Origin of the sequence: Streptomyces sp. NBC_01006 (assembly GCF_045162725.1) — a bacterium.
GTDB lineage: Bacteria > Actinomycetota > Actinomycetes > Streptomycetales > Streptomycetaceae > Streptomyces.
On the sequence record NZ_CP108700.1, the window covers coordinates 6,748,792 to 6,763,340 of the forward strand.

The window sequence follows — 14,549 nt, forward strand, 5'->3', positions numbered from 1 at the left end:
GCCCGCCGTACGGCGGGCACCCGCGGGCCTTCGACAAGACCGCCACCATCCACCTCGCCGCCGGCTTCAACCGGTCAGCAAGGTGATCCCGAGGAAACCGCCTAGCGCTTGCGGCGCTCCTCGGGGGCGCCGGTGAGGCCGGCGCGGCGCAGGGCGTCAGCCATCGCGCTGTTGGCCGGGGCCGGGGAGGCGTTGCCGCCCTGGCGCTGCCCTCCCTGGCGCTGGCCGCCGCCGCCCTGACCCCGGCCCTGGCCGCCCTGGCCCTGTCCCTGGCCGCTCTGGCCGCCGCCGCGCTGCTGCGGGGGACGGCCGCCGCCGCGCCGCTCCTGACGCTCCTGGCGGTCCTCGCGCTGGCGGGGAGCGCCGCCCGCCGGGCGGTCGGCCTCGTCCTCCAGCCGCAGCGTCAGCGAGATCCGCTTGCGCGGGATGTCCACGTCCAGGACCTTCACCCGGACGATGTCGCCCGGCTTGACCACGTCACGCGGGTCCTTGACGAAGTTCTTCGACAGCGCCGAGACGTGGGCCAGCCCGTCCTGGTGGACGCCGATGTCGATGAAGGCGCCGAACGCGGCCACGTTCGTGACCACGCCCTCCAGGATCATCCCGGGCGCCAGGTCGCCGATCTTCTCGACGCCCTCCTTGAAGGTGGCCGTCTTGAACGCGGGTCGCGGGTCGCGGCCCGGCTTCTCCAGCTCGCGCAGGATGTCCGTCACGGTCGGCAGGCCGAAGGCCTCGGTGACGAACTGCTCCGGCCGCAGCGAGCGCAGCACGCCGGTGTTGCCGATCAGCGCCGCCACGTCGCTGCCGGCCGTCTTGGCCATCCCCCGGACCAGCGGGTACGACTCGGGGTGCACGCTGGAGAGGTCCAGCGGGTCGTCCCCGCCGCGGATCCGCAGGAATCCCGCGCACTGCTCGTACGCCTTCGGGCCGAGCCGTGCCACGTCCTTGAGCGCCTTGCGGCTGCGGAAGGGGCCGTTGTTGTCGCGGTGGGCCACGATGTTCTCGGCGAGCCCGCCGCTGATGCCCGACACCCGCGAGAGCAGCGGAGCGGAGGCGGTGTTGACGTCCACGCCGACGCCGTTCACGCAGTCCTCGACCACCGCGTCGAGCGAGCGCGAGAGCTTCACCTCGGAGAGGTCGTGCTGGTACTGGCCGACGCCGATCGACTTGGGGTCGATCTTGACGAGCTCGGCGAGCGGGTCCTGGAGGCGGCGGGCGATGGACACCGCGCCGCGCAGCGACACGTCCATGTCCGGCAGTTCCTGCGAGGCGAACGCGGAGGCCGAGTACACGGAGGCGCCGGCCTCGGACACCATCACCTTGGTGAGCCCCAGCTCGGGGTGGCGGGTGATCAGGTCCCCGGCGAGCTTGTCGGTCTCGCGCGAGGCCGTGCCGTTGCCGATGGCGACCAGCTCGACCGCGTGCTCCTTGGCGAGGCGGGCCAGCTTGGCGAGGGACTCGTCCCACTTGTTGGCCGGCACGTGCGGGTAGATCACGTCCGTGGCCACGACCTTGCCGGTGGCGTCCACGACGGCGACCTTCACACCGGTGCGGAAGCCCGGGTCGAGGCCGAGCGTCGCCCGGGTGCCGGCGGGCGCCGCGAGCAGCAGGTCGCGCAGGTTGGAGGCGAAGACCCGTACGGCCTCGTCCTCGGCGGCCTGGCGCAACCGCATCCGCAGGTCGATGCCGAGGTGCACCTGGATCTTCGTACGCCAGGCCCAGCGGACGGTGTCGGCCAGCCACTTGTCGCCGGGGCGGCCGCGGTCGTTCACTCCGAAGCGGCGGGCGACCATGCCCTCGTACGTGGACGGGCCGGGGGTCTCGCTCGGCGCCTCCGGCTCCAGGGTGAGGTCGAGGACGTCCTCCTTCTCCCCGCGCAGCATGGCGAGGACGCGGTGCGAGGGCAGCGCGGTCAAGGGCTCGGCGAAGTCGAAGTAGTCGGCGAACTTGGCGCCCGCCTCCTCCTTGCCCTCGCGGACCTTCGCGGCGAGCCGGCCGCGACCCCACATGCGCTCGCGCAGCTCGCCGATCAGGTCGGCGTCCTCACCGAAGCGCTCGGTCAGGATGGCGCGGGCGCCCTCCAGGGCCGCGGCCGGATCGGCGACGCCCTTGTCGGCGTCGACGAACGCGGCCGCGGCGGCGGCCGGTTCCACCGACGGGTCGGCCAGCAGGCCGTCGGCGAGCGGCTCCAGGCCGGCCTCACGGGCGATCTGCGCCTTGGTGCGCCGCTTGGGCTTGAACGGGAGGTAGATGTCCTCCAGCCGGGCCTTGGTGTCGGCCGCGTTGATCCGGGCCTCCAGCTCGGCGTCGAGCTTGCCCTGCTCCCGTACGGAGTCCAGGATCGCCGCGCGCCGGTCCTCCAGCTCGCGCAGATACCGCAGCCGCTCCTCAAGGGTGCGCAGCTGGGCGTCGTCGAGCATCTCGGTCGCTTCCTTGCGGTAGCGCGCGATGAACGGCACGGTGGAGCCGCCGTCGAGCAGCTCGACGGCGGCCTTGACCTGCCGCTCCCGTACGCCGAGCTCCTCGGCGATCCTGCCTTCGATGGACATCGTCACGATCGGGTCCCGCCTGCCTTCGTTTGCACTGGAAGGCTGCCAATTGTGGCAGGTGGCGGTGACGGCGTCCGGGAGCCCCGCGCCCGGCCCTGTACCCGGTCCCGCGGCCGGTCCTGTGCCGGTCCCGCGCCCGGCCCCGTCAGGCCTTGCCGAAGGCGTCCGCGGGGAAGGCGCCGGCGGTGACGGCCTTGACGACGAATCCGCCGCCCAGCTCGGCCAGCCGGGCCAGGCCCTCGGCGCCGAGGTGCTCGTACGGGGCCGCGTCGAGGCGGTCGGTGTCGGCTTCGAGGCGCTCGCGTACGGCCGCGCCCTCCTCGGTGAGCTCGCCGTCGGCGTCGAGGATCCCGCGCTCGTGCAGCCGGTCGGCGGCGGCGTCGAGGTCGGACTGCTCCCAACCGCGGATGGTCTTGATCCACTTCGGGGTCATGCCGCGGCCGGTGGCGGTGTGGCTGACCAGGGCCTCCAGCGGGTCCAGTCCGGCGAGCAGCAGGGCGGCGAGATGGCCGTCGCCGCGGTGTTCGCGCAGCAGGGTGGTGGCGTACCAGAGGCGCAGGTGCGGCTCCTCGGGTACGGGGAGGTCGGCGTGGGCGGCGTAGAGGGGCCGGGCGTGCCGGGTGCAGCCCTCGGTGGCGCGCAGGGCGAGGTCGGCGGTCTCGGCGAGCTCGGGGGATTCGATCGCCTCCTCGCCGAGCAGTCGGCGCAGGGTGCTGTCGGCGGCGCGCAGCCGGGCGTCGAGGGCCTGTTCGGGGGTGATGGTGTCCCAGACGGCGGGCAGGTGCCGGGCGACGAAGTCGTGGCGGTAGTTGTAGAAGGTGGCGGTGACCGTGCCGGGCCCGACGGCGCCCATGGCGGCGGACCGGGAGGCGAGGTTCACGGCGGGCCGCTCGGTGACCCCGAGGGCGGCGAACTCCTTGCCCAGGTCGGGAGAGAAGTAGATGGTGGCATGCAGCGGGTTGATCGCTGCGTGCCAACAGTGACGGGCGGCGCGCGGAGGAATCGTCATGCCGTCAGATTACCGACCGCTCAGTATGTCGGGTAGACCGAGTCCCGGCCGCCATGCATATGATCGAGCCGAAACCAACGGGGAGGCGTGAACATGTCAGGAGACAGCGGCCAGGTGTCGGACCTTCAGGTCGGCATGCGCTTGAACCACGTGCCGGTCGAACCGAGCGGACCGACGGCTCCGGCGGGACCGGCTGCGCCCGGTACGCCGAAGGGCCCGATGGGCCCGTTCGTCCCGGGCGGCCCCGGGGACTTCGCATCGACGCCGGCGCAGAAGAAGGCCGCGGCGAACACGATCGAGACCGAGCTGGAGCCCAACACCAAGAAGGCCGCGGAGTACGCGGACGCCGACACCGGCACGGCCCAGAAGGGCTTCGACGGCTGGGAGACGGCCGCCGGCCTGAAGAAGGTGGCGGACACCTGGGACCAGCAGGTGAAGACCCTGATGGGCCGTCTGGCGGCGGAGAAGACCAGCCTGCGCGGCGCGTCGGGCCTCTTCACCAGCAACGACACCGGCCTCGGCACCCAGTTCCTGGCGACCAAATCGAAGCTGAACGGTCTCTAGGGTCTCTTTCACCGCCTCTCGCGCATCCGGGCGACATCCGGTTTCCGGCCTTCTTCCGCCGTCCCCACGGCGGAGGAAGGCCGTTCGCGTACCCGAACGCGGCTCTTCGGGGCGGTGGGCCCCCGGTCCGGCCCCCGGCCTGTGACGGCCGAATGGCGATCGTGTGACACCGGGAGCCATGGACATGACGTAGGGGGCCGGGCGTGAATACGGTCGGACGACAAGCCGTTGAACAGAACCGTCTCCCTACCACTTGGAGCTCTTCGTGCACCGCAAAGTCATCGCCCCGAGCGTGCTCGCCGCCTCCCTCCTGCTGGTGATCCCGGCCTCGGCGGCGAGTTCGGTCCAAGGGGCCCCGGGTATCGGCGATCCCTACTACCCGGCCAGCGGCAACAGCGGATACGACGTGTCCCACTACGACCTGCGCCTGCAGTACCAGCCGAAGACGGACCTGCTGGAGGGCACCGCCACCCTCCTGACCACCGCCAAGCAGGACCTCTCCCGCTTCAACCTGGACTTCGGCCTGAAGGTCGGCGAGATCCGGGTCAACGGCGCCAAGGCGAAGTTCGCCACGTCCGGGGAGCACGAGCTGGAGGTGACCCCCGCCCAGCCGCTGAAGAAGGACACGCCGGCCACGGTCGTCGTCAAGTACGCCGGAAAGCCCTCGGAGTTCAAGATCGACGGCTGGTCGGCCTGGCAGCGCACCCCGGACGGCGGCGTCGCCGCACAGGAGCCCGACTCGGCCGTCTGGTGGTTCCCGAGCAACGACCACCCGCTCGACAAGGCCACCTTCGACATCTCGGTCAACGTCCCCGACGGCACCCAGGCCATCAGCAACGGCGTGCTCCAGTCGCAGAGCTCCCGGCTCGGCTGGACCCGGTACAACTGGCGCTCGAACAAGCCGCAGGCCACGTACCTCGCCACCCTCGCCATCGGCAAGTTCGACGTCACCACCGACAAGACGGCGAGCGGTCTGCCGATCCTCAACGCGTACAGCAAGGACCTCGGCGACAACGCGGGCGCGGCGCGCGCGAGCGTGGAGCGGACCGGCGAGGTCGCCGAATGGCTGGAGGGGGTCTTCGGGCCGTATCCCTTCAACGCCCTGGGCGGGTACGTGCCCAATGTGCCGTCGAGCTTCGCGCTGGAGACGCAGACCCGGCCGTTCTACAGCCCGAAGCAGTTCGCGAACGGTGCGAACGTCTCGGTGGTCGTGCACGAGCTGGCCCACCAGTGGTACGGGGACAGCGTCTCCGTCGACGGCTGGAAGGACATCTGGATCAACGAGGGCTTCGCCCGCTACAGCCAGTGGCTGTGGTCGGAGAAGGAGGGCGAGGGCACCGCGCAGGAGCTCGCCGACTGGGCGTACGGGCTGCGCGCGGCGGACGACCCGTTCTGGCAGGTCAAGCCGGGTGACCCGGGCCCGGACAACCAGTTCCACGGGGCCGTGTACGACCGCGGTGCGATCGCCCTGCAGGCGCTGCGCAACGAGGTCGGCGACGAGAAGTTCTTCAAGATCCTCAAGGGCTGGCCGACCGAGCGGGCCTACGGGAACGCCAAGGTCGGGGACTTCGTCCGGTACGCGGAGAAGGTGTCGAACAAGCCGCTGGCGCAGCTGTTCGAGACCTGGCTGTACACCCCGGGCAAGCCGGCCTTCGCCCCGCCGGCCGCCGCGGCCCCGGCCGCCCGGTCCCTCAAGGCCCCCGCCGCGAAGCAGGTGGAGCCGAAGTCCTGGAAGAAGATCGCCGAGACGAACACGATCCACGAGCACTGAGACGCGCAGCGCGTACGCGGCTCCGCGCGCCGGCGCCCCTCAGGGGGTGCCGGCGCGCCACCGGGCCCGGGCCGCGCGCGCGATGGGCAGGTAGCGCAGGCGCTCCGGCAGCAGCGGTACGAGGAGCCGTACAGCCGTGCTGAACCGCCGGAGCCTGCGCTCCTGGGCCGGGCTCCACTCCAGCCCGATGGCGGCGCGGGCCTCGGGCGGCATGTACCCGACGGTCACGAAGGCCCGGAAGCGCAGGAACGCCGCCCGCAGCACCGGCCAGGTGAGCCGCAGCAGCAGCCGCACCGGCAGGGAGCCGCCCTCGGGCCTCGGCAGCGGCACGTCGGTGGCGATCAGCTCGCGGGCGACCTTGGTCGGCTCGATCTCCTCGGCCAGCATCCGGCGGTAGTAGACCCAGTACTCCTCGATGCTCCCGGGCATGTCCCGGTCGCGTATGCCGAGGATCCGGCCCACCTGGAGCCACTCCCGGTACAGCTGGCGCTCCTGCGCGGGGGTGAAGCGGCGCAGCAGGTACCGCCCGGCGTACAGGTAGATCGGGAAGCCGGTGGCGTGCACCCAGGAGTAGCAGGCGGGGTCGAGGGAGTGGTAGCGCCGCCCCCGGGTGTCGATGCCCTGGATCTCCTTGTGCAGGCGGCGCACCCGGCGGCCCTCCTCGGCGGCCTCCGCCCCGCCGTACACCCACAGCTGGACGGAGCGCAGGGAGCGCTCGCCGCGCCCCCAGGGGTCGGTGCGGAAGACCGAGTGCTCGTCGACGCCGGCGCCGATCGCGGGGTGGGCGACCTGCATGGTGAAGGCGGCGGGCAGCATCAGCAGGGCCCGGACGTCGCCGGAGATGGTCCAGAGCACCCCGCCGGGGGCCGGCGGCTCGGGATCGGGGCGGCGCGCGGCCGTCGGTCCGGGTGCGGGGAGCTCTGTTCCGTTCATGGTTCCAGTATGCGAGTGCCGGGGTTCCCGGTGGCGAGCGCCAGACGTCCCGCTCCCGGACAGAAAGTCTTGTCACGGGTGTTACCCAGAGGTAACCGCGGCTGCTTGGATGACGGAGTCGATCTCCCCCCTGCAGGAATGATGGAGACCTCATGCTGCACACCAAGCTCAGCCGCAACCGCGCCGCCGCCACGGCCGTTGCGGCGATCGCCGTCGGCGCACTGGCCGCCACCAGTGCGCCGGCCGCCTCGGCCGCGGAGAGCGCCGCGGCCCCGCGGCTCAGCGTCCTCACGTACAACACGTTCCTGATGAGCAAGAACCTCTACCCCAACTGGGGTCAGGACCACCGGGCTTCGGAGATCCCCAAGGCGTCCTTCTTCCAGGGCCACGACGTGGTCGTGCTCCAGGAGGCCTTCGACAACGGCGCCTCGGACGCGCTGAAGTCCAACGCCTCGGCGCAGTACCCGTACCAGACCCCGATCGTCGGCCGCAGCAAGAACGGCTGGGACGCCACGGGCGGCGCGTACTCCTCGACCACCCCCGAGGACGGCGGCGTCACGATCCTCAGCAAGTGGCCGATCGTCCGCAAGGAGCAGGTCGTCTACAAGGACGCCTGCGGCGCCGACTGGTGGTCCAACAAGGGCTTCGCCTACGTCGTGCTGAACGTCAACGGAACCAAGGTCCACGTGGTCGGCACCCACGCCCAGTCCACCGACCCGGGCTGCGGCTCCGGCGAGGCGGCGGACATGCGCGCCCGCCAGTTCAAGGCGATAGACGCCTTCCTGGACGGCAAGAACATCCCGGCGGGCGAGCAGGTCATCGTCGCCGGTGACATGAACGTCGACTCGCGCTCCCCCGAGTTCGCGTCCATGCTCGCCAACGCCGACCTGGCCGACTCCGACTCGCGCACGGGCCACCCGTACTCGTTCGACACCGCGCTGAACTCCATCGCGAACTACCGCTACCCGACGGACCCGCGCGAGGACCTGGACTACGTCCTCTACCGCAAGGGCAACGCGCGCCCGGCGGGCTGGGAGAACAACGTGGTCAAGGAGGAGTCGGCGCCCTGGACCGTCTCCAGCTGGGGCACCTCGTACACGTACACCAACCTCTCCGACCACTACCCGCTGATCGGCCGCTAGTTCGCGGGGCACGTCACCGCACAGTCCAGCGCGGGGACGCACAACGCCCCTTCTCGGCCCAGGGCCGGGAGGGGGCGTTTTTTCGTGCTGTCCGGGGGACGGCTACCGACGGTCCTCGTCGACGGCGTCCAGCGCTGCACCCCAAGGATACGGGCGCTTCTCGCCCGGGGCGTTCGGCTCGAACCCGCCCGGCCCGTACAGCACGCGGACCCCGGCCCCGCGCAGCGTCTCCAGCGACGACGGGAACTGCGGGTGCTCGGCATACGCGCTGTTCACGCAGGGCATCGTCGACAGCGGGATGCCCTTGCCGATGGCCTCGGCAACGAACCCGACCAACCATGTACCGGTGATCCCGAGCGCCCACGAGTTCAGCGTGTTCATCGTCGCCGGGGCCACGAGCACCGCGTCCGCAGGCGGCCACACGTCCGGGTGACCGGGGCGCTTGTACCGGTAGCGCACCGGGTGACCGGTCAGAGCGGCCAGCCCGTCGAGGCTGTCCTCCAGCCAGTCGGCGGCCGCCGGCGTCAGGCCGAGGCACACGTCCCAGCCGCGTCCCTGTGCCTCCTCGATCACGCCGGCGATCTCGAAGACGGGCGGGGCGGCAGAGCAGAGCAGGTACAGCGTCCTCGTCGTCATGGCTCCCGAGCCTATGCAATCGCTTCCGATCCGTGCGGAGTCGGGGGCGAGGGCAGAGCGAGTGCTCTGTGCGCGGGTACCGTCCATGATGACGAGTCTTGGACGGAGACCAGTATGTCCGCATCTGACGATGACCGCACCGGATCTCGGATCCAGGAGCAGCGGCGGCTCGCTCGCCTGACGCAGCGCGAGCTCGCCGACAGGATCCCGTACAGTCTCAGCCTCTTGAGCCAGGTCGAATGCGGGGCGCGCCCCGCGACTCCCGGCTTCGTGGCGGCCGTGGCGCAGGCGCTCAGGGTGGATGCGGCCCAGCTGACAGGACCCCCTGCCGTGACATCACTGCCACCTGATCGGCTGGTGGCGCTGGTCGCTCCGATCCGGGAGGCCCTCGACCGGTACGACCTCGGCCCGCACCCCGACCTTCCCGCCGTCCGGCCGGTGCCGGAGCTGATCGCCGCAGCGGACGCCTTGTGTCAGCGGGTGCGGGCCACCCACCTGCGCGCGGCGGCCAAGGCGCTGCCGGCCCTCATCCTGGAGCTGACGCACACCGCGTGGACGGAGCCGTCAACGCCGGTGTGGCGGGCCCTCGCCTCGGCCTACCGGACCGCACACGACGTGGCGCTCAAGCTCGATCACCCGGACCTCGCCCGCGTCGCCCTGGACCGGATGGGCTGGGCCGCCTCCCGGGCCTCCGATCCCTGCATCGAAGCGGTGCAACGCTACAAGCGGGCCACCCTGTGGCGCTGCGCCACGTCCACGCCGCTGATCCTGTCGGGCCAGAGCCTGCTCGCGGGGGACGCGAGCCGCGAGGCGCTCGCAGTGACCGGCCAACTCCACCTCGGCATGGCCACCGTGGCCGCGAAGACCGAGGACGCCACCGCCGTTGAGACGCACCTGGCGGCGGCCCGGGAGCTGGCGGACCGGGTGGGGGGCGAGGCCGGTGACGTGCACTGGCTGTCCTTCGGGCGGGTGAACGTGCGGCTGCACGAGCTCGGCGCTTCGATCGCGATGCGGCAGTTCGACGACGCGCTCGGCCGGGCTCGCACCCTGAAGCTGCCGACGTCGACGCTGACCTCGCGGCGTGCCCGCTACCTCGTGGACCGGGCGCTCGTGGAGATGGAAGCGGGCTCCGCGAAGACGTCGCTGAAGTTCCTGGCCCAGGCGCGGCAGGTGGCGCCGGAGCAGACGCGGCATCTTCCGGGTACCCGGACCACGATCCGCGGGTTGGTGCACATGTCGCGGCGGGCGCCCGACGGTCTCGGGGGGATGGCCCGCTGGATCGGGCTGTAGCACTCACAAATCTGTGAGTGTTGGTGCTCTGCCGGGGCGTCAGGCTGGTGTCACCACCCGCTGACGACGGTAGGGAGCCGCCATGAGCAGCACGGATGGTGGGACTGTCACCATTCCCCACGCGCTGATGCACCAGCAGGTCCGTGAGTCCTCGACAGGCCGCAGGGGCACGCTGATGGACGTGATCAGCCAGAGTCTCGGCTTCACCGATGGCGAGCACCGCTACGCCGAGGTGGCTTACGTACGGGGCCCCGACGGACTGGAGTTCACGGCCGACCCGGGTTCCCTGGAGCGGGCATGAGTGCCGCGGGCCAGGTCTGCGCGCGCTGCCAGCGCGTGATCCGTAGCGGCGGGCAGAAGTTCATTCCGCATTCCGGGTCCGGGGCCCGTCCGACGGTCTGGTCGCACGACATCCGAGACCCGTCGTGCCGGCCCAGGGCCACAAGCGACGACGAGTGACCGAGCGCGTGCGTCAGCTCCTATACGTCGCAATCACGCTCGGCATCCTCGCCGTGATCGTCGTCAGCACCCACTGACCCCGCCCCGGCGTCCGCCCATTTCCCCCCGGCGGCGCACGGGGCGGGTACCTCGCACCATCGGAATCTCACCGAGGAGCAACCCATGACATCGCCCTCTCCTGCGTGCAGCACCGGCCCCACGCCGCCCCCGCCGCCCTGCACCGGCACCACGGCCACCGTCCTGTCCCCGCGGGCGCTGCTGTCCGACGCCCAGTTCAACGGCGTCATGCACACGGTCCTCGACGGCAACCCGGGCATGGAGCCGGAGATGGCCGGCCGCATCGTCGTCGAGGCAATCGCGTTCCTCGCCACTGCGGCGAAGAGCACGACGTCTCTGGTCCCGTCCCGCGTGGTTGACGAGGGCTGGCACGCGCTCATTCTGCACACCGGCCTGTACCAGGGCCTGTGCTTCAGGCTGGGTGGCTTCATCCACCACGTGCCCGAGCGCCCGGATCCGGGGCGACGGTCGCAGTCGAGCGTCGAGCGGACGGTCGCAGCGATGGAGGCGGCCGGGTACACCCCGGATCGCGATCTGTGGCGGGGCCCGGAGGACACCACCGTGTCGGTCGCGGCGGACTGCCAGCACTCGGATGACGGGGGCACGATCATCATCACGCCCAAGCCGAAGTAGGTAGGCTCCGCGCCATGACTGAGTGGATCGACCCCCGGTACGAGGACGTCGTCGCCGAGCTGCACGAGCACGAGCGGACGGGTTGGCGCGAGCTTCAACAGCCGGTCCGCGGGTTCATCGTGCCGGAGCCCGGCGACATCGACTGACCGCACCGCACTCCAGCCCCGGCCGGGTTTCCGGTCGGGGCCACTCACGGACGAGGTACTTGAACGCGATCGCGTCCATATGCCCCGGGGAGCAGTGGGTCGACTTCCTGCAGATCGTCAACTCCGAGTCTCCGCACGGGAAATATGGGATTCTGCGATCCCAGACCTTCCACCTGCGGGGAGTGGCACATACGGATGAAGCAATGGCTGGCCGAACGGGGCGTCCACTATCTGTTCCTGCTCTTCTCCGCCGCCCTCGGTGTGGCCGTCGCCGTCGTCTCCGTGTGGGCGGACGGGGCCACCGGGGCCGACAAACAGCGCTGGGCCCTCATAGCCGGCGTAGCCGCCTGCGGTGTCGTCCTGATCACCCACTTCGAGAAGCGGTTCGCGGAGAACGGTGAGAAGCGGGCCAAGGAGTACGCCAGCCAGACGAACGCGGAGGTCACGAAGCTCTACTCCAGCACGCTGGGCCCTCTGAGCGACAAGATCAGGGACCTGGCCGTGCTCTATGCGGACAAGGCCCGGGTTCCGTCCCCCTTGCCGCAGCAGACGGTCGACGATCTCAAGGACATGCGCAAGGACATCCTCGACCAGGGTCCTGGCCGGAGCGGTCGACCTCACCGCCCCGCCGTTGGAGCCGAGACTCCTGCCGCGGGCGCGGTGCAGTTTCTACCTGTACGACGCCGCCACGGACGGCTTCACCCTGGAGGGGACCTTTCCCGGGTACCGGCCGCCCAGGCCCGTCATCGACCCCGTCGGCGCGGCGCACATGAAGAACGAGATCCTCGGCGGCACCGGAACGACCTTCAGGATCGACGGCAAGCTCGTGACGCAGTCCTATCTCATCCCCGGGGGAACGGGATACGAGGCGGTCATCGCCGTCCCGGTGATCCACGGCACCGAGAAGATGGGCGTACTCTCCGTCGACGCGCCCCGCTTCGCCGACCTCGTCGACCGGCACGTCCCGCTCATGGAATCGCTGGCCGGCATCCTCGCGGCTTCGTACGCACTGAAGTAAGCCGGAGTAAGGGAGGCTTCTCGATGGCATCGTCGAGCGCACCGGGCGAAGGTCGCGTGCCGCGCGAGCGGCCCGACGAGCCTTCCATGCCCCCGCACCTGGAGGGCGTGAGCCCCGAGAACTGGCAGTTGCTGCAGGAGCACGAACGCGTCCGCCGAGAGGCCCTCGACGTGGCACGCCGTCAGGTGGAGGCCGAGCTGGCCCGCCCCCGCGAGCGGAACCTGTCGAACCTCGGCGTCACCGTCGTCGCGTCGGTCGCGTTCGGCATCATCTCCGTCGCCCTGTTCACCATGGGGCTCGGGCCGTGGAGCCTCCTGGTGCTGGCCCTGCTGGTACCGGCGGTCCTGCTGGCCGTAGGCTACGGCATGCTGGTGCTCAGCATCCGGCCGCGCACGCCGGAATCGGGGGACTCCGGGATGGCCGAATAGGCACCCCACCTGGGCACACACCTTGCGAACTCCCGTACAAGATCTGTAGGCATGGCGGAACGCCCGTTCGCCGAGTGGCGAACGGGCTTCCGTTTCTCCCCTCAGGACCCCACTCCCAGAGGCCGCCTTGAAGGCACAGGACGCCATGCCCACGCCCACGCACGCCTACCGACGCTGCCCGCGAAAGGGTCCGAAGAGGGATCACATGCCCCACTCGCAACCCAGCCTCCGTAAACGGTGCGAGAAGATTCTCGGCCATCTGGATCTGACACATCCCTTCTCCATCGAAGGGCTGTGCAACCGGATCGCCGAGCAGCGGGGCCGCCCCATCCACCTCCACCCGCTTCCCAAGGAGGCGGCGGAATCCGGGGTCTGCGGGCTGTGGGTGGGCACCGACAGCGTCGACTTCGTCTTCTACGAGGCACAGACCACCGCGCTGCACCGCGAGCACATCGTGCTCCACGAGCTCGGGCACATCCTGTTCGGCCACAACTCCCTGGAGGCCGAGGACAACGACGGCCAGGTCCCGGTCGTCCTCGGGCGCACCAACTACACCACCAGCCAGGAGCAGGAGGCGGAAATGCTGGCCAGCATGATCCGCATCCGCACGACGGGCCCCTGCCCGCAGTCGGCCGCCGCACCCCGCGGCACCCTCGCCTGGCTGGAATCCGCCATGGGCTACGGGCGGGGGAGCCATGGACGCCGCTGACCTCACCGCCTTCGGCGACTCGCTCGCCGTGCCCAGCGTCGTCTGCCTCTGGATCGCGGTCCTGCTGCGCGCCCCCGCCGCCCTGCGCTCCCCGCAGCAGCGCGGGCTGTGGCTCGCCGTCGCCACCGCCGCCGCCGCGATGACCCTGAACCTCCCGGACGTCGTCACGTACGCGATGCGCGACCCGGACTACGCGCACACCGTCGGCCTCGTCCGCAACCTGATCGGCGTGCTCTCCGCGGGCACCGTGCTCTACTTCGTCGCCGCCGCCACCCGCGGCCGGGCCCTCCAACTCGCCTCCTGGGTGGGCACGGTGGTCTGGCTGACCACCCTCGTGGTGCTGGACACGGCCGCCCCCGCGCACACCGCGCACACCATCCCGCCGCAGGGCGATCCGGTGCCCTCCCTCGCCTACTGGCTGTTCCTGATCTCCGCGCACCTCGTCGCCAACATCACCTGCGTCTCCCTCTGCTGGCGCTACAGCCGGCGCACCGAGAGCCGGGGACTGGCCGCCGGGCTGCGGCTGTTCGGCCTCGGCACCGCGCTCGCCGGCCTGTTCTGGTTCGTGTACCTGCTCAAGGCCCTGTTCGCCAGCACCTGGGCGATGCCCGCCCTGCCGCTGATGATGAACCTGCACGGACTGCTGCGGGCCGCCGCGATCCTCGTGCCCACCCTGTTCACGCTGCGCCGCACGAGCGCCGACGTCGCCACCGCCTGGCGGCTCTGGCCGCTCTGGCACGACCTGGTCCAGGCCGTCCCGCACGTCGCCCTCACCAAGCCGCGGGCCGGCCGGGTCGTGGAGCTGCTGTGGCCGCCCGTCCCGCGCAACCTGCTGGTGTACCGCAAGGTGATCGAGACCCGCGACGCGATCCTGATCCTCGGCGAGTACGTCGCTCCGGGCGCCTGGGAGCTCGCCCGCACCCATGTCACCGGGCACGGGATCCCCGAGCAGCGGCGCACCGCGGCCGCACTGGCCTGCGTACTGAAGGAGGCGCGGCAGGCGAAGCTCGCCGGACTGCCCGGGCAGCCGGAGGAGGACGCGGCGTGGGAGCTGCCCGCCGCGATGCAGACCTCCGCCGAGGGCGGCGACCTCGACGACGAGGCCCGGTTCCTGGTCGACGTGGCCCAGGCCTACGGATCGCCGTCGACCACGGACTTCACCCCGCAGGGCCCGACCCCGCAGCGCCCGCACACCCCGTAAGGAA

15 protein-coding genes are annotated in these 14,549 nt (G+C 71.1%); 11 read left to right on the top strand and 4 right to left on the bottom strand.

The annotated features are described in order from the left end of the window. Nucleotides 1–101: 101 nt before the first annotated feature. Both OG509_RS30590 and OG509_RS30595 read right to left on the bottom strand, forming a co-directional pair. Nucleotides 102–2,555 carry a Tex family protein gene (locus OG509_RS30590; protein ID WP_406185833.1) on the bottom strand — a complete coding sequence of 818 codons (2,454 nt, stop codon included), beginning with the start codon at nt 2,553–2,555 and terminating at the stop codon, nt 102–104. A gap of 139 nt (nt 2,556–2,694) precedes the next feature. After that, nucleotides 2,695–3,558, bottom strand: coding sequence for an SCO6745 family protein (locus OG509_RS30595; RefSeq protein WP_406185834.1), 864 nt, complete (start codon nt 3,556–3,558; stop codon nt 2,695–2,697). A gap of 93 nt (nt 3,559–3,651) precedes the next feature. Between OG509_RS30595 and OG509_RS30600 the strand changes: the two genes are divergently transcribed. Continuing rightward, nucleotides 3,652–4,122: a hypothetical protein gene (locus OG509_RS30600; protein ID WP_406185836.1), complete on the top strand. Its 471-nt coding sequence runs from the start codon at nt 3,652–3,654 to the stop codon at nt 4,120–4,122. 265 nt (nt 4,123–4,387) lie between these two features. Beyond that, on the top strand, nt 4,388–5,893 hold the full coding sequence (locus tag OG509_RS30605; RefSeq protein WP_406185837.1) for a M1 family metallopeptidase: 1,506 nt from the start codon (nt 4,388–4,390) through the stop codon (nt 5,891–5,893). Nucleotides 5,894–5,932: 39 nt separating this feature from the next. Here OG509_RS30605 and OG509_RS30610 read toward each other — a convergent pair whose 3' ends face one another. Continuing rightward, on the bottom strand, nt 5,933–6,826 hold the full coding sequence (locus tag OG509_RS30610) for an oxygenase MpaB family protein (protein WP_406185838.1): 894 nt from the start codon (nt 6,824–6,826) through the stop codon (nt 5,933–5,935). 152 nt (nt 6,827–6,978) lie between these two features. On the opposite strand from OG509_RS30610, the gene sph reads away from it, so the two are divergent. Further along, on the top strand, nt 6,979–7,968 hold the full coding sequence (gene sph / locus OG509_RS30615) for a sphingomyelin phosphodiesterase (protein WP_406185840.1): 990 nt from the start codon (nt 6,979–6,981) through the stop codon (nt 7,966–7,968). Nucleotides 7,969–8,070: 102 nt separating this feature from the next. On the opposite strand, the gene OG509_RS30620 is transcribed toward sph, so the two are convergent. Further along, complete coding sequence (locus OG509_RS30620) at nt 8,071–8,604, bottom strand: flavoprotein (RefSeq protein ID WP_406185842.1); 534 nt, start codon at nt 8,602–8,604, stop codon at nt 8,071–8,073. A gap of 114 nt (nt 8,605–8,718) precedes the next feature. On the opposite strand from OG509_RS30620, the gene OG509_RS30625 reads away from it, so the two are divergent. From OG509_RS30625 to OG509_RS30660, 8 genes are all read left to right on the top strand, one after another. Then, entirely contained in the window at nt 8,719–9,894 is a 1,176-nt protein-coding gene (locus tag OG509_RS30625; protein ID WP_406185843.1) for a helix-turn-helix domain-containing protein, read from the top strand. A gap of 82 nt (nt 9,895–9,976) precedes the next feature. Next, nucleotides 9,977–10,195, top strand: coding sequence for a hypothetical protein (locus OG509_RS30630; RefSeq protein WP_406185845.1), 219 nt, complete (start codon nt 9,977–9,979; stop codon nt 10,193–10,195). Nucleotides 10,196–10,515: 320 nt separating this feature from the next. After that, nucleotides 10,516–11,043: a glycine-rich domain-containing protein gene (locus tag OG509_RS30635; protein ID WP_406185846.1), complete on the top strand. Its 528-nt coding sequence runs from the start codon at nt 10,516–10,518 to the stop codon at nt 11,041–11,043. A 14-nt stretch (nt 11,044–11,057) separates the two neighbouring features. After that, the gene (locus OG509_RS30640; protein WP_406185848.1) at nt 11,058–11,189 is read left to right on the top strand and encodes a hypothetical protein; all 132 of its coding nucleotides are present in this window, start codon (nt 11,058–11,060) and stop codon (nt 11,187–11,189) included. Nucleotides 11,190–11,820: 631 nt separating this feature from the next. Next, nucleotides 11,821–12,207 (top strand): hypothetical protein, encoded by a 387-nt coding sequence (locus OG509_RS30645; protein WP_406185850.1) that lies wholly within the window; start codon nt 11,821–11,823, stop codon nt 12,205–12,207. Nucleotides 12,208–12,230: 23 nt separating this feature from the next. Next, nucleotides 12,231–12,635: a hypothetical protein gene (locus OG509_RS30650; RefSeq protein WP_406185852.1), complete on the top strand. Its 405-nt coding sequence runs from the start codon at nt 12,231–12,233 to the stop codon at nt 12,633–12,635. A gap of 205 nt (nt 12,636–12,840) precedes the next feature. Next, nucleotides 12,841–13,344: a hypothetical protein gene (locus OG509_RS30655; RefSeq protein ID WP_053689234.1), complete on the top strand. Its 504-nt coding sequence runs from the start codon at nt 12,841–12,843 to the stop codon at nt 13,342–13,344. Further along, on the top strand, nt 13,331–14,545 hold the full coding sequence (locus tag OG509_RS30660) for an MAB_1171c family putative transporter (RefSeq protein WP_406185853.1): 1,215 nt from the start codon (nt 13,331–13,333) through the stop codon (nt 14,543–14,545). The genes OG509_RS30655 and OG509_RS30660 overlap by 14 nt, the downstream gene beginning before the upstream one ends. Nucleotides 14,546–14,549: the final 4 nt, after the last annotated feature.

Coding starts and splice junctions, on each gene's coding strand:
- OG509_RS30595 (WP_406185834.1), bottom strand. CDS start 3,558: ATGACGATTCCTCCGCGCGCCGCCCGTCACTGTTGGCACGCAGCGATC.
- OG509_RS30600 (WP_406185836.1), top strand. CDS start 3,652: ATGTCAGGAGACAGCGGCCAGGTGTCGGACCTTCAGGTCGGCATGCGC.
- OG509_RS30610 (WP_406185838.1), bottom strand. CDS start 6,826: ATGAACGGAACAGAGCTCCCCGCACCCGGACCGACGGCCGCGCGCCGC.
- sph (WP_406185840.1), top strand. CDS start 6,979: ATGCTGCACACCAAGCTCAGCCGCAACCGCGCCGCCGCCACGGCCGTT.
- OG509_RS30620 (WP_406185842.1), bottom strand. CDS start 8,604: ATGACGACGAGGACGCTGTACCTGCTCTGCTCTGCCGCCCCGCCCGTC.
- OG509_RS30625 (WP_406185843.1), top strand. CDS start 8,719: ATGTCCGCATCTGACGATGACCGCACCGGATCTCGGATCCAGGAGCAG.
- OG509_RS30630 (WP_406185845.1), top strand. CDS start 9,977: ATGAGCAGCACGGATGGTGGGACTGTCACCATTCCCCACGCGCTGATG.
- OG509_RS30635 (WP_406185846.1), top strand. CDS start 10,516: ATGACATCGCCCTCTCCTGCGTGCAGCACCGGCCCCACGCCGCCCCCG.
- OG509_RS30640 (WP_406185848.1), top strand. CDS start 11,058: ATGACTGAGTGGATCGACCCCCGGTACGAGGACGTCGTCGCCGAGCTG.
- OG509_RS30650 (WP_406185852.1), top strand. CDS start 12,231: ATGGCATCGTCGAGCGCACCGGGCGAAGGTCGCGTGCCGCGCGAGCGG.
- OG509_RS30655 (WP_053689234.1), top strand. CDS start 12,841: ATGCCCCACTCGCAACCCAGCCTCCGTAAACGGTGCGAGAAGATTCTC.
- OG509_RS30660 (WP_406185853.1), top strand. CDS start 13,331: ATGGACGCCGCTGACCTCACCGCCTTCGGCGACTCGCTCGCCGTGCCC.